Genomic DNA, 17,550 nt, shown 5'->3' on the forward strand with positions numbered 1-17,550 from the left:
AAGCAGGCTCCAAAGAACCTGCTCAAGTATTTTAATATTTTTTATTTTGCAAGGCTATCGATAACTTTTTGCTCGTAGGAAGCCCAATATTTGTCGTAGCACTGCATTTTGCCATTCTGATCAACTGTGAACATCAATTTGCCGTCGTTATTTTCGCCCATTGCATTTTTTGGCGGAACTATGGAAGCTGCAAGTCCTGGAATGTTCTTTTTTATTTCTTTTGCAAATTCTCCTGCAACAATAAATCCTCCAAGTTTGTTGTTGTGTGTTGAATCTCCTGCAAACATCAATTCGCGCGCTTCTTTATTGCTACCGCAGTCTGCATATGCTTTTTCGTACAATGCTTTTGTAATTTCAAAACCATCGATTAAAAGGATTTTCTTTTCTTTTGCAAGTTGCCTTACCGCTTCTACATAAGCGTTTTTGTGAGATATCTGCGTTTTTGTCGAGGTTTCTTTTGAATCGTGATGAGGAGTTATTTTGCCTTTGCCATCAAAGTACATTCGACTTACAGGTGTTACGAGCACAGGGGTTGCTCCAGCTTCTAAGGCAACATTTACATATTGCATCAAATACCACTTGTAAGTGCCTCCGCTGTTGTATGAATAGAAAGTTGTTCCGTACCTGTCTACATAACTGTCTGGAGTGCGAACTTTTTTTCCTTCGCTTATAGGATAGATTCCTTCTTTATTTGGTTCGCCAAGTGGCACATAACGATCTTCAAGATAGCCAGAACCGTTTGAGCTGTCGTTGTGCCCAAATTGAATAAAAAGAAAGTCGCCCTTTGAAATTTGCTGTCTTATTTTTTCTAAAGAACCTTCGTTTATGAAGTTGCGGCTTGAACGCCCTCCGTTTGCATAATTTTGAACGCTCACCGCTCCATTAAAAAAGCACTGCAAAAATTCTCCCCAACCGCCTTCATTTCTTGTTTGTCCTGCACTCCACATTCCTAAAGCAGAATAATCTTTACACGTTGAATCCGAAGCTAAAAATACATTCACTTTGCCTTCCGCTCGTGGTCTAATAGAAGTTGCCTTTGATGGAATTGAATATCCTTCGTTTATCTTTTTGTCTAAACTTACGATTATAGGTTTTGCAGTTGCACCGCCGCGCGACATTGGACTTATAACCGCTTTGATGTAAAATCCTGAATCTTCTTTTGAAATGAGATAGGTTTTATTTGCGTAACCAGTGCTCTGTTTTACCAAAGTTTCATTTTTATCCTTAGTGCGATACCATTGAATTAAAGAAACATCGTCATCTTTTCCTAAATATTCGTAGTGTAGTGTTATTGTGTGCCCTGGATATGGCGTGTTGATGTCGTCGTCGGTTGTAAAGCTTGCTTTTTTTATCTTTACTTCGCCACCTTTTGGCTCGCTGTAATATACAGGAGTCCAGTCGGCAAAGTAGTTTTTTGGAGAATAAGCAGATGAATCTGCAATAAGTTTTCCTCCGTTGCGATTAGAAGTGTCAACAGTTTTTGAATTCCACATAGTGTTGTATTCAAAAAAGTTTGCGTTTTCAGCTTTGTTGCCACTCATTTCTGTCCAGCCAGCAGGACTTATTATTCCGTCATAACCGAGTATCGTGTTTACAAAGGCAACAGAGGCATTTGCACCCCACGGTCTTCCAAATACGCAAGGGGCTTGCATATTGTTGGTGTCGGCACTTACGGTGCAGTTGTAAAAAAGATAGCCTTTTAAATTTGCGGTTCGAGCGGCTGTTATGTATCCACCATTTTTTGAATCTGAATATCCTGCTATACAGATTTCAGAATTTTCAAAAACTACATCTCCATCACCAAAGATGAAATCCGTATTGCCTTCGATATAGCAGTTTTTAAAATATCCGCGGATTCCAGCTCCTGTGTACAAAGTATCTTGAGAGCCAAGGAATTTGCACTTTAAGAATTCGCTCCGGTCTGCTTCTACACAGATTGCTGCAGAGCGTTCTGTTGCTTTTTTAGACTGAACATCTGAATTCAATTTGCGTTTAAAGTTTATAGTCGCTCCATCGCATTCAACTCCGTCCTGTAGTTCTTCCGCAGTTACATATTTGTTAAAGGAAGTTTCAAAGGTAATCCCTTCTGCACGAAAGTACAAAGCATCTTTTTTTATGTAGGTTGCAACTCCCCATCTTGCAACGCTTTTTTTGTCAAATTTGTCGTATGCACGCTCTTCATCGTAATATCCGCTTAAATCCGCTGAATAATATGAATAGCCGATTCCGTAGTACCAGGTGAGTTTTACTTCCTTGTTTGGATTTGCATTTTTTAAAGTGATGTAAGGAGTGTCGATTATAAGTTGTGCCCTGTAAACTCCGGGAGCAATGATGATTGTAATTCTGTCTGCTTCGGATTTTGGAGCCATAGCGTGTGCTGCCTGGAGGGCAAGTTTTACAGAATCGTAGTCAGGCTTTTTTCCGCCTACATAGATTTCTTTTTTGAGCGGAATCTGTCGCACAGTCTTATCTTTAGTTGCCATTAAAATGTCTTTTGTAACATTTGCACCGTTTACGACGATGTGATTAGAAGTCTTTGCTACTGTTGTTTCACAGATTACTTCGTATTTCCCATCTCTAAGTTTTGCCTCATAGATTCCGTTTGCTATTGCACCGTTATATGTGTAGCCATCTTCAATATTTTTAAAAGAAATTGAAGAAGGTATTTCGCTTACATTCCCAAAGAATTTTCCATTTATGTCGTATACTTTTTTTGATTGAACATTTATGTTTTTTGTAAAGGCTTGTGTTCCCTCAAATGCGATTTCGCCACTGATTTGGTAGTCGTTTGCACCGCTCAACGAAGTGCTGTACAAAACGGCAGGTTCAAGTTCTGCTTTAAAAGAAACTTCGTCGTCTGTAAAAATCACATCTGCTTCAATATTTTGATACATAGAATTTTCCGGCGGTGCAAATACGATTTTTACAGGATTTGAAGGTTTAAAATCTTTTGCAAAGCCCAAAACTTTTCCGTCGGCTACAAAGGTTTTCATCTGCGCTACAGAAAGGTTTTTGTTAAAAGTTAAAGGATTTTCTTTTTCTATAGAAAATTGTTTAGTGTCGCTAGAAATTCCAAAGCCTTTTACACCCTGAAGTATTGCGGTAAAAGAAAAACCTGCTGGCAGAGTTACTGTATATGAAGAGCCAGAAATTTTTGCAGAAATTTCCTGTTTTGTCTGTCCAACCAGAAATTTAAGTTCGCCCTTTGAATTAAGACCTGCAATGTTGCCGCTCACTTTTACAGCAGGCGTTCGGCTTACGCGGTAGTAGACAGGTTTTGCAGAAGTTGCTTCTGTGTATATTTTGTATGAACCGCTAGTTGTTGCTATGTAAGAAAATCTCTTTGCAATTGCGTTTAACCATGCAGATTCATCTTGCGCACCAGTTTTTTCTCCGTTTTCGTTTACCGAAGCAAAGTGAATTAAATCTTCGCTTGAATTAGAAGCGCGTGCATAAAAAGTTACAACATCGCCAGCGTTTACATTTTTTAAAAGAATGTATCGTCGTTGCTCCCCAGCTTTTCCGTTGCAATAATACATTCCGTCAGAAATGTATCCGTCTTCAAATTTTGCAGTAGCATAGCCTTGGCTTCCGTAATTTTTAGCGCCATTGTAATAGGCTCTATCGTTGTTTTCCGCCTTTAAGGTAAGGTCACCAAAAACATATTCACCTGCACTAAATTTACCGTCAGCGGCAAGAGAATCCAGATTATCTATATCCGCAATCTTTATGTGATTGTTCGCGCCAGAATCTTCAACTCCGCCAAAATCCCAAATGTCTGCTTTTCGCTGTTGTGCAGAAACAGACATCACAGCAAGCAGAGCAAAAATTTTTGCAGCAAGCGTAAAAACTTTTTTCATACCAAAATCTCCCATAAAAATCAAAGAAAATAAAATTCTAAAATTTATTTCTAAGATTTAAAAATCGTTTGTGTTTTGAAAAATTATAACAGCGCCTTTATAATAAAACAGTGGAAGATTAGGGAATAAATTTGGACAGAATTGACAGAAGATTAGGGCGACTTTTTGCGAGCCTAGCGGCTTGCAAAAAACACGCTTTGCGGGGTTCCGCTAACGCTACATTGCGACAAGTCGCAACGCTATGCGCCCCTACAATCGTTGTCGCAGGACAGTTGTGTACGAGCGGCGCGACTTAAAAGGAGCATTGACAGTTTTGTAAAAATAAATCGCAAAGTGATATTGCTGTCATCGCTTCTATTACAGGAACAATCCTTGGACAAAGACAGACATCGTGCCTGCCTTCAATCTGCAAATCTGTGTCAAAAAAGTTTTTTTCGCTGTCAACACAAACTGTCTTCTGGCTTTGATATATCGACGGAACTGGTTTTATCGCTGCTCTAAAAAATATTTCGTTTCCGTTTGAAATTCCTCCCAAAACTCCACCAGAATTATTTGACTGGAACCTCACGGATTTTTTATCTTCACAAGCGCGCATTACGTCGTTATTTGTTTTTCCTGTAAAATCCACACACGCAAAACCTTCTCCAAATTCTATTCCTTTTACAGCACCAATGCTCATTATTGAGTGTGATAGAACTGCATCTAATTTATCAAACACAGGCTCGCCAATTCCTGCTGGAAATCCTCTTACGCAACAAGCAACTATTCCACCTGCGGAATCGCCATTTCTTCTGATTTCTTCAATCTTTTCGTTCATCTTTGCAGCGGCTTCGTTATCCGGAGCACGAAGTGGATTTTGTTCAATCTGGCTAAAATCCACTTTTGAAATTGAAATTCCTGCGGCGCGCTGGGTGTAGGCGGTTATCGTTAAATTGGGAATAAAATGTGTCAAAACCTGTCTTGCAATTTCGCCAGCAACAACGCGAGAGGCGGTTTCTCTGCCGCTGCTCCTGCCGCCACCTCTGTAATCTCTAAATCCGTATTTTAAAAAGTATGTTAAATCTGCGTGTCCAGGACGAAAAGTGTTTTCTAGGTTTTTGTAATCTTTTGAATGCTGGCTTTCGTTTTTGATTGTGTAACCGATTGAAGTTCCTTCGGATTTTCCTTCAAAAATTCCGCTTAAAATTTCTACAGAGTCGCTTTCGCTTCGTGCAGTTACGGAGGCGTTTTTCTTTTCTCCAATGCTCTGTCCTGGCCGTCTTCTATTCAATGCTCCCTGAATCTTTTGAATATCGATATTGATTCGGCTTGGAACTCCGTCTACAACACCGCCAAGAGAGTTTCCGTGGCTTTCGCCAAAGGTGGTAACTTTAAAAATTTTCCCAAATGTATTTCCGCTCATAAAAACTCCAATTATTTTTCTAGATCAGAAGATTAACACGAAAAGCAGTGGCGAGTAAATTAAGGGAATTTTGATATTACAGGGACTTGATGGAAAGAAGAGGGGATTAAAATTAAACTGATTAAATGGATAAATCGTCTAGTAAAACTATATTTGCAGCAGTAATTTTATATTTTCTTTTAATTGAAACATTGTATAGTCTTTTAAGTTCAAGATTTTATTTAACAGTCTGGTTTTATCGATTGTCGTTATTTGTGGTACAACAGCGATTGAATCTTTTGGAAAGAGAGTTTCATCTGTGCTTAGTTGCAGGTTTCCAGGAAATTCTGCTCTCACCTGTATGTTTGAATTCGTCAAATGCGTTTGGATTTTTTTTGAAAAATTTATATATGCGCTGTTCAACCTATATTGCATCTGAATTTGAATTGCATATTGAAATCAGATACCCCACATAATGTTCAACTTCTTTTTGTGCATTTTCTGGAAGCGAGCGAATTTGTTTTTCTAATATTTCGAATGACATATCGCCTCATTCAAAAATAAGAAATCTCAACCGTTAAATTATTTTATCAAACTATTTACTTTTGGACCAATTTCTTCTCTCCTTTGCATTCAACTTTACTTTCATTACAAAAATTTAGTCGTACTTTTCAATATTTGCTAAATTCTGTAAACTGTGCCTTGATTTTTTTCATTAAAAATCAATAGAGGTAAATTATGTTGAAATTACAGGGTGCGTTAACCGCTATGATTACGCCTATGAAAAGCGACGGTTCGGTTGACTATGAAGGTTTTAGGACGACTGTAAAATTCCAACTTGAACAGGGCATTGACGGTCTTGTTCCGCTTGGTACTACGGCAGAAACACCTACTCTAGACGAAACTCCGGGGCAGGAAGAAGATAAGATTATCTCCATAATAATGGAAGAAGTTAAGGCCTTCGAAAAATCAACTGGCAAACACATTCCTGTAATTCTTGGCGCTGGCAGCAACAACACTAAAGACGCTGTTTTATATTGCGAGCGCGCAAAAAGAGTTGGTGCGGACGCTGCCCTTGTTGTAACTCCTTATTACAACAAACCTTCACAGGAAGGCATTTACCGCCATTTTGAAATGGTAAGCAAGGTTGGCGTTCCAATCGTTGTATACAACATTGCAGGAAGAACTGGTGTAAACATTGCAACAGAAACTTTAGAGCGCATTGCATCTTTGCCGAATATTGTTGGCGTAAAAGAGGCCAGCGGTAATATAAATCAGATGATGGATGTGATACTTTCTATTAAAGAAAAAAATCCAGATTTTGCAGTTTTGAGTGGTGATGATGCTCTTACGCTTCCGCTTATGTGTATGGGAGGCGACGGCGTTGTATCTGTTGTTTCAAATTTGATTCCTAAGCAAATTGTTGAGTTGACTCACAAGGCATTAAATGGAGAATTCGCAGAAGCTCGAAAAATTCATTATAGGCTTTTGCCATTTTTTAAAGCGGCGTTTGTGGATGGCAATCCTTCTTCTATTAAGTATGCTATGAAGTTAAAAGGTTTGCCTTCTGGTTCTTGCAGGCTTCCACTTGTTGAAGTTTGCGATAGTGCAAAAAAGGTGATTGAAAAAGCGATAAAAGATTGCAATATCTAGTTTTTTATAAAAGGATGAAAGTGGCAAGGATAGTAGCGGCGGCGCAGCCGTTCATAAGCGAAGCGTTGAATGCAGGCGAAAGCCGGAACCGCGGATAGCCTGATTTTTGCGGATGCAAAAAGCCACCCAAATCGTTTATCGAAGATTTTACGGAGTAAATATATGGAAAAAATAAATGTTGGTGTTTTGGGCGCAACTGGAATGGTTGGGCAGCGTTATATAAAACTTTTGGAAGACCATCCTTGGTTTAAAGTTACTTTTGTTGCTGCTTCTCCTCGCTCTGCAGGCAAACTCTACAAAGAGGCTGTCGAAAATCGCTGGCTTATTGGAACTGATATTCCAGAAGATGTAAAAAATCTTACTGTTCAAGACGCAAACAAGCCTGAAGCCGCATTAGGAAAGTGCCGTTTTGTCTTTTCTGCACTTGAAATGAGCAAAGATGAAATTAAAGCGCTCGAAAGTGCGTATGCGGCAGAAGGAATTCCTGTTGTTTCTAACGCTTCTGCAAACCGGTGGACAGAAGATGTTCCAATGCTGATTCCAGAAATAAACTCTGCACACCTTGATGTAATTGCTGAACAAAAAAAACATCACGGTTGGGACAAGGGCTTTATCGCTGTAAAACCTAATTGTTCTCTACAAACATATATGATGCCGATTTTTGCCCTACAGCAGGCAGGCTATCCTATAAAGCGCATGGTTGTAACAACTTTGCAGGCGGTTTCCGGGGCGGGTTATCCTGGAGTTGCTTCGTTTGATATGATTGACAACATCGTTCCGTTTATTGGCGGTGAAGAAGAAAAAACTGAAAAGGAATGTCTGAAGATTTTGGGCAAAGTTAATGGTGACATTATAGAAAATGCTCAAAAACCTCTGGTTTCTGCAACCTGCACGAGAGTTCCTGTTATAGACGGACACACTGCATCTGTAAATCTGGAATTTGACCTTCCCGATGAAAAAAAACCGACTTTGGAAGAGATTCTAAGAGTTTGGGAGAATTTTAGTTCTGTTCCCCAAGAGTTGAAATTGCCTTCTGCGCCAGAAAAACCAATCGTTTACAGAACAGAAGAAAATCGCCCTCAGCCTTGTCGTGATAGGGAAACTCAAAAAGGTATGGCATGTGTTATTGGCAGGCTTAGAAAATGCAGCGTTTTTGACATAAAATTTGTCGCTTTGAGCCACAACACAAAACGTGGTGCTGCAATGGGTGGCATTTTAAATGCAGAACTTTTAAAAGCGAAAGGCTTTTTTGGCTGATACATTTCTTTGTGTGGTAAAAAAGTAAAAATATGAAAAAGACATTTCCATTAAACCATGAACAATTAAAATCTCTCGTAGAAAAATATCCGACTCCGTTTTACATCTATGATGAAAAAGCGATTCGCGAAAATATGAGGCGCTTTACAAAGGCATTTTCAATTTTCCCAAAATTTAGAGAGCACTTTGCGGTAAAAGCGTGTCCTAATCCATATCTTCTAAAGATATTGGCACAGGAAGGTTGCGGGGCAGATTGTTCAAGCTTGCCAGAACTCATGCTTTGCGAAATTGCTGGCATAAAGAAAGACAAGGTTATTTTTACTTCAAACGAAACTCCTGCGAACGAGTTTAAATATGCATATGCAAATTCAAATATAATAAATTTGGACGATTTTACTCATATCGATTTTTTGGAGAAAACTCTCGGTCACCTGCCAAAAACTTTGTGTTTTAGATACAATCCTGGTTCTGCAAAACATGGTTGTAATTCAATAATTGGTAAACCCGAAGAAGCAAAATACGGTCTTACCCGCGAGCAGATGATAGAAGCGTATAGAATTGCAAAAGAAAAAGGCGTAGAACATTTTGGTTTACACACGATGGTCGCTTCCAATGAGTTAAATGTAGATTTTTTTGTCGATACAGCAAAACTTGTATTTGAACTTGCGGTGGAAGTAAAAGAGAAGACTGGAGTTAGAATCGAATTTGCAGACTTGGGCGGAGGAATAGGGATTCCTTATAAGCCAGAGCAAAAAGCAGTTGATTACGAAGAGCTTGCAAAAAAGATAAGGGCAGAATACGACAAAATAATAGTTCCTGCAGGCTTAGACCCAATTGGTGTATATTGGGAGTGTGGAAGACCCATAACAGGTCCTTACGGCTGGCTTGTTTCAACGGCGATTCACGAAAAACATATCTACCGCGAATACATAGCGTTAGATAGCTGCATGGCAGACTTGATGAGGCCTGGAATGTACGGAGCGTATCACGAAATAACAGTTTCTGGAAAAGAAGACGCCGCAAAGGATAACGTTTACGATGTTGTAGGTTCGCTCTGCGAAAACTGCGACAAATTTGCAATACAAAGACAGCTTCCAAAAATTGATATGGGAGACCTTGTTATAATTCACGATGCTGGTGCACACGGAAGGGCGATGGGCTACAATTACAACGGCAAATTACGTTGCGGAGAACTCTTATTGCGCGAAGACGGAACAGTTGTAGAAATAAGGCGAAAAGAAACAATAAACGACTTGTTTTTAACCTTAGACTTAGACGGAGTCGAAAAGTTTAAGGCATAAAAAATCTGCATCTGGAAGCATTCTGTATAAAGCGTAGGATAAATCCGACAGCTGTATAAGGTGTCAGATTTTTACAAAACGGCAGTTTATCAAACCAATTTTGATTTTATCAAATCATAAGATTTTTCCAAAACGAATTTCTGGAATTTGCTAAAAACTGCGATTGCCAACAGTTTGTTAAAACGGTGCTTTGCTCACAAAATGCATTCTCTCGTTTGTTTTAGGATGAATAAAATTCAATTCGCTTGAATGCAGCATCAGTCGCTCTCCTTTTTTGCAAGAGCCATACAAGCTGTCGCCAATTATTGCAAGAGCAAAACCGTGGCTGTCTGCGCTCAAAAGCCTAAGCTGGTGCGTTCGCCCCGTAAGCGGAACAAAACAAATCCTAGTTACATTTTTACGCGTTCCGTCCGGGCAAGTATACCTTTCTACGCCCAAAACCTGCCATCGAGTTACAGCACTTTTTCCGTTTACGCTGTCCCAAATTTGATGCGGCCGATTTTCAACATCAAGCCTAAAAAAAAGCTCCATCTGCCCAGATTCCGCAAAACCTTTTTTTGCAAGAACGCCGTCCAGCAAAGCGATGTATTTTTTTTCAACCTGCTTTAATTCAAATTGCCTGTTCAAGTTTCTGTGTGCTTCTTTAGTAAAAGCCAAAACCATAAGCCCACTCGTTTCCATATCAAGCCTGTGCACCGCCGGCTGTTCAATGCAATCTGGAAAAAGCGCTCTAACCCTGCTCGTAACGCAGTCTTTTTTGTCCTCTGTGCGACCGGGAACGCTCAAAAGTCCGCTTTCTTTATTTATAACGATAATTTCGTCGTCTCTATAAACTATTTCCAGTCCAAGAATTTTTGGCAAAATCAAACCACATCGCAAATCGCAAGGATTTTCAAGTTTTAATTTATTTAGGGCGTTCGGTGCGTTATCCGCACCGTCGGGCTTTTCAGGGTTCCGCTTTCGCTCCATTGGCGTCAAGACGCCAACGGCTTCGCCGCCCTTACAATCCCTAACGCATTCATCTTTGATTTTAAAATTGATTTTTGTCTGTGCCATGCTCAACGGTATCAAATTATTTTTAAAAGCATAATTTAATAGTTTAGGCTCACAACAGTCGCCGGTTCCAGTTGGTGGAAGTTTTGTTTTTTCTCCCAAGGAAAAAGAATCGTTTATAATGTCTAAAAGTTTTCTTTTTTTGCCGTCTGCACAATAAAACTCGTATTGTTCAAATACTTTAAGCAAAGATTCATCGCAAAGTTTACTGCGAATATCTTTTAATTCCGCGAGATTTTTTTTTAAGTCTTTAAGAATTTCTTTGTCATTTTCGCTTTTGTTTTTAATGCGCGCTTCAATAAGATTTATCTCGTTTGTGAGCTCGTGAATCTCTTTGTCGTTTTTTTCTAAGGCAGTTTGAATTTCTTTTGCACTTACAATATTTTCAACAAAAACTCCAGGCAGAAAACCTTCGAGCTTAAAGCTTATCCCAGAAACTGTTATCAAATTTACAATTTTCGATGCATCATTTTTTTCTCTGCAAAGCATAGCGCCAAGCATTAACGAAGAAATTTTCCTCTCATCCGAAAGTCTGGCTTGTCTAATCAAACGCACTTTGCCTTCATTTAAAAGTTCAACCAAAGTAGAAAGCACTAAACAAGCCGCATTTTCGTCAAACGGAGGAAACATATTTTTTTACTTTTTTAACAGTGCTGCAAAAGGATTGTAAGTTTCGCCCTCATCTTCATTTTGGTGCGACATAAAATTTTCTGCTTGTTCATCCTGCTCTACAGAAGTTGCAGGAGAAAGTGAAATTCTCTTTTCCTTTGCGCCAATTTTTTGAACAACAACATCAAAATCCTGGCCAACTTTAAACTTTTTGCTCAAATTTGTGTTTGCACCAACATCTTTAAGTTCGCTTATGTGAACAAGTCCATCTATTCCTGGCAAAAGATTTACAAACAGTCCAAACGCTTGAATTCTTGCGATTTTTCCTGTAATTTTCTGCCCAATTTTTAAAGAGTCGCCGGCAGTTTGCCAAGGGTCTTTTTCCAAAGCCTTTATGCTCAGGCTTACTTTTGAGCGGTCAGGATGCGCTGTATTCCAGTCTGCGCTTATCACTTTCGCTTCAATTTCTTGTCCTACGCTTAAAAATTCGCTTACATCGTTTACACGAGTGTGGCTTATTTCGCTTACAGGTAAAAGCGCCTGGAAACCGTCCAAATCTACAAAGGCTCCATAAGACTGAATCGATTTTATCTTACCTTTTACGATTTTTCCTACAGTTAGTTTTCCAGAGAGCGAATTTACTTTTTCATTTTCTGCCTTTTCTTCAAGCTTTCGGTTGGAAACGATTATGTTTTTTCCTTCGTTTTTAAATTCTGTAATCAAAAATGGAATGCTTCGACCAATGTATTCTTCTGGTTCTAGTCTATTTTTATATCCCATCTGGCTAAAAGGGCAGAATGCACGCGTGTTGCCAATTTTTATTTCAAATCCGCCTTTTATCTGCTTTTCTACAAGCCCCTCCACTGGAATTTCGCCTTTAAATGCGCTTTCTAAAATTTCTGTTCCCGCGTTTTCGCCTTTGAGTTTTGTCGTAAAATGCAGTTCATCGCGTTTGTTGCCGGTAAAATATACTTTTATCTTGTCGCCTTCTTTTACAGTGCAATTTCCGTTTTCGTCAACAAACTCTGCTTTATCAACAAAACCTTCGCTTTTAAGCCCCAAATCTATAAAAACAGTATCTCCAGAAATTAAAACAACTGTGGTTTCAATTTCGTCGCCAGCGTTAAATTTGTTCATCATTTCTCCTGTAAAACTTTTGTCAGTTTTTTAACTTTTAACATAAATAAGTTTTAGCGTGAATTTTTATTTTCAGTTAAGATACAACAAATTCATTGTTTATAAAAGGAAGGCACAAAAAAATCGATTTTCGTTTGTAGGAGCAAGTGGATTTTGGTCAATTTTTTTTATCGTAATTTTTTAAAATATCGAATGAATAAGATTATATGCAACAGACCCTTCTGGCGGAGTTGGCGGCAAGTCTTGCAGGCTAAACCAGTTTGCGTCAGTTAGTTCTTCTTCTTGAATTTTTATTTCGCCGCTTTCCCATTCGCAGGTAAACGCTAACATAAGCTGGTCTGGATAAGGCCAAGCCTGACTTGCAACATAGCGGATATTTTTTACATTTAAGGAAGTTTCTTCTTTTACTTCCCTTGCAACTGTCTGCTCTATTGTTTCACCGATTTCCACAAAGCCTGCAATGCAAGTGTAAAAATTCGTCGCGCGATTTTTGTGCTTTGCAAGGAGAATTTTATCATCTTTTTTTACAAGTATTATTACAGCAGGTTCAATTTGAGGAAAATATTGCCTTCCGCATTGAACGCAAACTTTTGCTACAAAACATTCGTCGTCTTTTAAAGCTCCACCACAAAAACTACAGTAGCGATTGTCCCTTCTAAAATTTAAAAGTCCCTTTGCCCTTGCGGCTTTTTTTACGGAAAAAGGCTCATTTTTTGCATCCCAAAAGTATTTTCGTAAAGGAATTTCTTCGCAACCTGCTGGCGTTGGGCAGTTTTTTTCGAGTTCAACTGCAGAAAGATCGTATTCTTCGTCGTTAAACCAATCAGAAGCGACGTTCAAATCAAAACATCGTTTTAATGTTTTTTCTTCTGGGAGTTTTCCGTTTTGCAAGATTATGTTATTTCCGCAAAAGAGAAATTTATCTTTCATAAAGCGTTCAAGTTTTTTAGAAATAAGAGCCATATAAAAAGAATATCATGAAAAACTTTTGACGATGCTTAAAATATTGTTTTTGAAAATCTTTGCAGAATCAAATTTTTAAACTCTTTTTCTGTATGAAAGCGGAGTGCAGCCGTAGTTTTTAAAGAAGAGCCTGTTGAAGTAGCTTTGATCTGTAAAACCGCAATTCAAAGAAATTTCTGCAATGCTGTTCGTAGTTGAGCGCAAAAAATCGCAGCTTACTTCAAGCCTGTGTCTATTTAAAAAAGCTATTGGAGAAATTGAAGCATAATGTCTGAATAATTTTGTGCATTGACTTCTGCTTACGCATCCTGAACTTGCTATATTGTTCAAAGTTAAAGGCTTTGAATAATTTAAATATATGTATTCTGCCATTTTTTGTTGAGTTAAGGCATTGTTGTCAAAAACAAGATTTTGCGATGAACTTTTGTATGCAATGTAAAGGTGCTTGCAGATTTTATATATTTCCGACATCGCCTCAAATTCGTAGCCTATTTCCTTTTCTGCGAGCAATTTTTGAATGTGATTTATTGAGATTGTAAAATTTATCGCAGAAATCGTATCGCTATCAAATTTTGCATGCGAAAAAAGAGGGTCTTCCAAAATCTGCTGCATATGTTTTTCGTAGATAAAAGAATTTTGTGATATTAAACTTGTTCCCAAAATAAAAACTGTCTGCAAAGTATTTTTATCTTTTGTGTATATAAGATGAAGTTGCTTCCTGTTTATAAAGCAGACATCACCTTTTTTTAGAGTGAACTCAAGTCCAGAAGTCTTGCAGACAAGGCTTCCTTCTATAACGCAGACCATTTCTATATTTTCATGCCAATGCGACATTGCGCTGTGCTCGGTTTGTTTTTCAAAACTCTCTGTTTTGCAGTAAAGAGGAAATTGATTGTTTTCAAAGTGAAGTGTTTCCATAATCTTTAGTCCGATTGTAAATTAAAAATCAAAGAAAAACAATAAAAATCCAATTTATAGCCGATTATCCTAAAAATATATCATTTTATACTATATTTGTGAGTTTTTGTAGAATATTATCTAAATCGAAAGGCAGACAGATGATGTCTTATAAAATTAAGGAGGTTTTTTTATGGAAGAAACAAAAAACACAATGCCTTTGATTGGTGAATATGCACCAGCTTTTAAGGCTGTAACAACTCAGGGACCTATAAATTTTCCTGAAGATTATAAGGGAAAATGGGTAATTCTTTTTTCGCATCCGGCAGATTTTACGCCAGTTTGCACAACCGAATTTATGACTTTTGGTTCGATGATTGACGAGTTTAAATCTATGAACACAGAACTGATTGGTCTTTCTGTGGATTCTTTGTATTCTCATATCGCTTGGCTCAGAAAAATTCAGGAACTTGAGTGGAAAGATAAAAAGCACATCAACGTAACTTTCCCTCTTATAGAAGATATCCGAATGGAAGTTGCAAATAAGTACGGAATGATTCAGCCGGGAGCTTCAAATACTCAGGCTGTTAGGGCGGTTTTTATAATCGATCCAAAAGCAAAAATCCGAACGATTTTGTATTATCCTTTGAGCACTGGACGCAATTTTGACGAAATAAAACGCATAATACAGGCTTTGCAAAAAGCAGATTCAGAAAATTGTGCAACTCCTGCTGATTGGCGCCCTGGAGATGATGTTATTGTTCCAACTGCTGGAAGTTGTGGTACTGCTAAAGAGCGGATGGAAAGCAAAGACGACGACCAATATTGTCTTGACTGGTTTATGTGTTTTAGAAGAGAAAAAAAATAATTTCCATTAAGCATTGAATTTTTTAAGCACCTATAAAATTGTGGGTTTCCATTTTTTTTAAGGTGCTTTTTTTATTTTAAATCTTTATGGCTACAGTCTTGATTTTTCTGTAAGATATAACGCGAGGTGATTTTTATGAAAGTTGCAATTTTTTTTGGCTCAAAATCCGATTCTGAAGTTATGAAAAAGTCGGCAGATATTCTTAGTGAATTTGGTGTTGAGTACAAAGCTTTTATAATTTCTGCACACAGAGCAGGTGCTCTCTTGCACGAAACTGTAAAAAAAGTTGAGCGTGAAGGTTTTGAAGTTATTATTGCAGGCGCAGGTCTTGCGGCTGCTCTTCCTGGTGTTATTGCTGGCATTACAACTTTGCCTGTAATTGGAGTTCCGCTTGAATGTGTTACTCCGGGTAAGTCAAATGGGCTTGGGGGGATGGATGCACTTTTGTCCATTGTACAAATGCCTCCGCAAATTCCAGTTGCAACGGTTGGAATAAACTCTTCGAAAAATGCGGCTTATCTTGCTGTACAAATTCTTGCGATAAAATATCCAATTTTAAGAGAAAAACTTATTGATTTTAGAAAAAAACTTGCTGAAGAAGCAGCTAAATGTGGTCTTGAAGTAAGCCTATAATGACAGGCGAGACACAATTTTATATAATCTGAACAATATTTTTAGCCCGCATTGGAGCAATCAAGGCTTTGCCTTGAGTCCGAAAGGACCGAGGGCACCGAGTTGCGCAAAGGCGGTCGAGTAAAAAGACTCGCTTCTAAAATTTTTGGAGAAAAAAAATGGCAACGATTGATTACAAAGATTCTGGTGTTGATGTTGAAGAAGGATATAGATCCGTAAACGAATACAAAGTTCATGCTAAGCGCACTCGTATTCCAGGCTTGCTTACAGATTTGGGAAGTTTTAACGGTATGTTTGAAATTCCGCGCAAATTAAAACATCCTGTTGCAGTTTCTGGAACAGACGGCGTTGGAACAAAACTCGACATCGCTTTTTCTATGAAAAAATACGACACTGTAGGGATTGACTGCGTTGCTATGAGCGTTAACGATATTTTATGCTCTGGCGTTCAGACCTCTTTTTTCTTGGATTACGTTGCCTGTGGTAAACTCGACGCGGATGTTGCCGGCCAAATTGTAAAAGGTGTTGCCGACGGCTGTGTTGATGCTGGCTGTGCTTTGCTTGGTGGTGAAACTGCGGAAATGCCTGGATTTTACGATGAAGGAAAATACGACCTTGCAGGTTTTGGCGTTGGCTTTGGCGAAAAAAATGAACTTTTAACTGGCGAAAAAATTGAAGCAGGCGACGTTTTGATTGGGCTTTCTTCTACGGGTTGTCATTCAAATGGATATTCTTTGGTTCGTAAACTTGTTACCGATTTTAACGAAGATTTTAACGGTAAACCTATTGGCGAAACTTTATTAACTCCAACCAGAATCTATGTGCGTCCTGTTATGGATGTGCTTGCAAAATTTGGAAAATCTGTGCATGCAATGGTTCACATAACTGGCGGCGGTTTTTACGAGAATGTTCCTAGAATGTATCCAAAAGGCTCTAATCTTGTGAGCGTTATAAAAAAGGACAGTTGGGAAAAACCTGCAATCTTTGCAGAGCTTGAAAGACGAGGTGCTAATCCTGAAGGAATGTGGGGAACTTTTAATATGGGCATTGGTCTGATTCTTGCTGTTAGGGCAAAGGATGCAGATAAGATTGTTGAGCGATTTAACGAAAAGGCTGGCGATTTTGCAACTGATGTTCATAAAAAACTTGGAATCGACAACATGAAAGCGTATAAGATTGGCTATGTAAAAGCTGGAAATGTCAATTTTGAGGAAGATGTTAAAGGCAGCCACGAAGCGACTATTTTGGAATAGGGCAGAAAAATGAGCATTAAAATTGCTGTTTTGGTTTCTGGAGGCGGGACAAACCTTCAGGCCTTAATAGATTACGAAAAATCAAATCCAGCTTGTCCGTATCACATTCAGGCTGTAATTGCCGACACAAAAAAAGCTTATGCATTGCAACGTGCTGCGGCTGCTGGAATTAAAACTTTTGTAGTTTCGCCTTTTGCTGTTCTTGGAGAAGAAAAAGCAAAATCATCTTCCAAAGAAGAAAAAAGGCTTGCAGTTTCTGATGCGGCACTAAAAGTTGCTCTGGAAAAGGAATGCGATGCAATTGTTCTTGCAGGATGGCTCACTGTTTTATCTGGCGAAATAATAGAAAAGTATTCTGGAAAAATTGTAAATTTGCATCCCGCACTCTTACCAAAATTTGGTGGAGTGGGAATGTGGGGACATAATGTTCACAAAGCGGTAATTGACTCTGGAGAAAAAGAATCTGGTTGTACTGTGCATCTGGTCGACTCCGGCTGCGACACTGGGAAAATCTTGGTTCAAAAAAAAGTGCCTGTTTTGCCTTTAGACACTCCAGAATCTTTATACGAGAGAATTGCACCAGAAGAACACAAAGCGATTGTGGAAGGCGTGTGTCTCTTGGCAAAATCTCTTGGTGCTTAAACTCTTAAAAATTGCGATTTTTAATTTCTTTGTATTTTTTAGT

General features: G+C 38.6%; 14 protein-coding genes. 7 read left to right on the forward strand and 7 right to left on the reverse strand.

All coding sequences use genetic code 11. The features are described from left to right. Window positions 1–41 precede the first annotated feature (41 nt). From FXX65_RS07225 to FXX65_RS07235, 3 genes are all read right to left on the reverse strand, one after another. Window positions 42–3,860, reverse strand: a complete 3,819-nt coding sequence (locus FXX65_RS07225) for a pectinesterase family protein (RefSeq protein ID WP_187116241.1) — start codon at window positions 3,858–3,860, stop codon at window positions 42–44. Window positions 3,861–4,152: 292 nt separating this feature from the next. Next, entirely contained in the window at window positions 4,153–5,262 is a 1,110-nt protein-coding gene (aroC, locus tag FXX65_RS07230; protein WP_147615712.1) for a chorismate synthase, read from the reverse strand. Between the two features lie 147 nt (window positions 5,263–5,409). Continuing rightward, window positions 5,410–5,619 carry a type II toxin-antitoxin system PemK/MazF family toxin gene (locus tag FXX65_RS07235; RefSeq protein WP_187116242.1) on the reverse strand — a complete coding sequence of 70 codons (210 nt, stop codon included), beginning with the start codon at window positions 5,617–5,619 and terminating at the stop codon, window positions 5,410–5,412. Window positions 5,620–5,979: 360 nt separating this feature from the next. Between FXX65_RS07235 and dapA the strand changes: the two genes are divergently transcribed. From dapA to lysA, 3 genes are all read left to right on the forward strand, one after another. Next, on the forward strand, window positions 5,980–6,894 hold the full coding sequence (gene dapA / locus FXX65_RS07245; protein WP_147615714.1) for a 4-hydroxy-tetrahydrodipicolinate synthase: 915 nt from the start codon (window positions 5,980–5,982) through the stop codon (window positions 6,892–6,894). 162 nt (window positions 6,895–7,056) lie between these two features. After that, window positions 7,057–8,151, forward strand: a complete 1,095-nt coding sequence (gene asd / locus FXX65_RS07250; RefSeq protein ID WP_147615715.1) for an aspartate-semialdehyde dehydrogenase — start codon at window positions 7,057–7,059, stop codon at window positions 8,149–8,151. A 32-nt stretch (window positions 8,152–8,183) separates the two neighbouring features. Next, window positions 8,184–9,452 carry a diaminopimelate decarboxylase gene (lysA, locus tag FXX65_RS07255; protein WP_147615716.1) on the forward strand — a complete coding sequence of 423 codons (1,269 nt, stop codon included), beginning with the start codon at window positions 8,184–8,186 and terminating at the stop codon, window positions 9,450–9,452. A 177-nt stretch (window positions 9,453–9,629) separates the two neighbouring features. Here lysA and FXX65_RS09770 read toward each other — a convergent pair whose 3' ends face one another. From FXX65_RS09770 to FXX65_RS07275, 4 genes are all read right to left on the reverse strand, one after another. After that, window positions 9,630–11,135, reverse strand: coding sequence for an RluA family pseudouridine synthase (locus tag FXX65_RS09770; protein ID WP_246104353.1), 1,506 nt, complete (start codon window positions 11,133–11,135; stop codon window positions 9,630–9,632). A gap of 6 nt (window positions 11,136–11,141) precedes the next feature. Further along, window positions 11,142–12,251: a 30S ribosomal protein S1 gene (locus FXX65_RS07265; RefSeq protein ID WP_246104354.1), complete on the reverse strand. Its 1,110-nt coding sequence runs from the start codon at window positions 12,249–12,251 to the stop codon at window positions 11,142–11,144. A 180-nt stretch (window positions 12,252–12,431) separates the two neighbouring features. Continuing rightward, window positions 12,432–13,214 carry an NAD(+) diphosphatase gene (nudC, locus tag FXX65_RS07270; RefSeq protein WP_246104355.1) on the reverse strand — a complete coding sequence of 261 codons (783 nt, stop codon included), beginning with the start codon at window positions 13,212–13,214 and terminating at the stop codon, window positions 12,432–12,434. Window positions 13,215–13,289: 75 nt separating this feature from the next. Next, window positions 13,290–14,132 carry an AraC family transcriptional regulator gene (locus FXX65_RS07275; RefSeq protein WP_147615718.1) on the reverse strand — a complete coding sequence of 281 codons (843 nt, stop codon included), beginning with the start codon at window positions 14,130–14,132 and terminating at the stop codon, window positions 13,290–13,292. A gap of 172 nt (window positions 14,133–14,304) precedes the next feature. Here FXX65_RS07275 and FXX65_RS07280 point away from each other — a divergent pair, with 172 nt between their 5' ends. From FXX65_RS07280 to purN, 4 genes are all read left to right on the forward strand, one after another. Then, window positions 14,305–14,979: a peroxiredoxin gene (locus FXX65_RS07280; protein WP_147615719.1), complete on the forward strand. Its 675-nt coding sequence runs from the start codon at window positions 14,305–14,307 to the stop codon at window positions 14,977–14,979. A 135-nt stretch (window positions 14,980–15,114) separates the two neighbouring features. Then, window positions 15,115–15,612, forward strand: coding sequence for a 5-(carboxyamino)imidazole ribonucleotide mutase (purE, locus tag FXX65_RS07285; protein WP_147615720.1), 498 nt, complete (start codon window positions 15,115–15,117; stop codon window positions 15,610–15,612). A gap of 158 nt (window positions 15,613–15,770) precedes the next feature. Next, window positions 15,771–16,865, forward strand: coding sequence for a phosphoribosylformylglycinamidine cyclo-ligase (gene purM, locus FXX65_RS07290; protein ID WP_147615721.1), 1,095 nt, complete (start codon window positions 15,771–15,773; stop codon window positions 16,863–16,865). Between the two features lie 9 nt (window positions 16,866–16,874). Then, window positions 16,875–17,507, forward strand: coding sequence for a phosphoribosylglycinamide formyltransferase (gene purN / locus FXX65_RS07295; RefSeq protein ID WP_147615722.1), 633 nt, complete (start codon window positions 16,875–16,877; stop codon window positions 17,505–17,507). Window positions 17,508–17,550: the final 43 nt, after the last annotated feature.

This window comes from Treponema pectinovorum (assembly GCF_900497595.1).
GTDB classification, from domain to species: Bacteria; Spirochaetota; Spirochaetia; order Treponematales; family Treponemataceae; genus Treponema_D; species Treponema_D pectinovorum.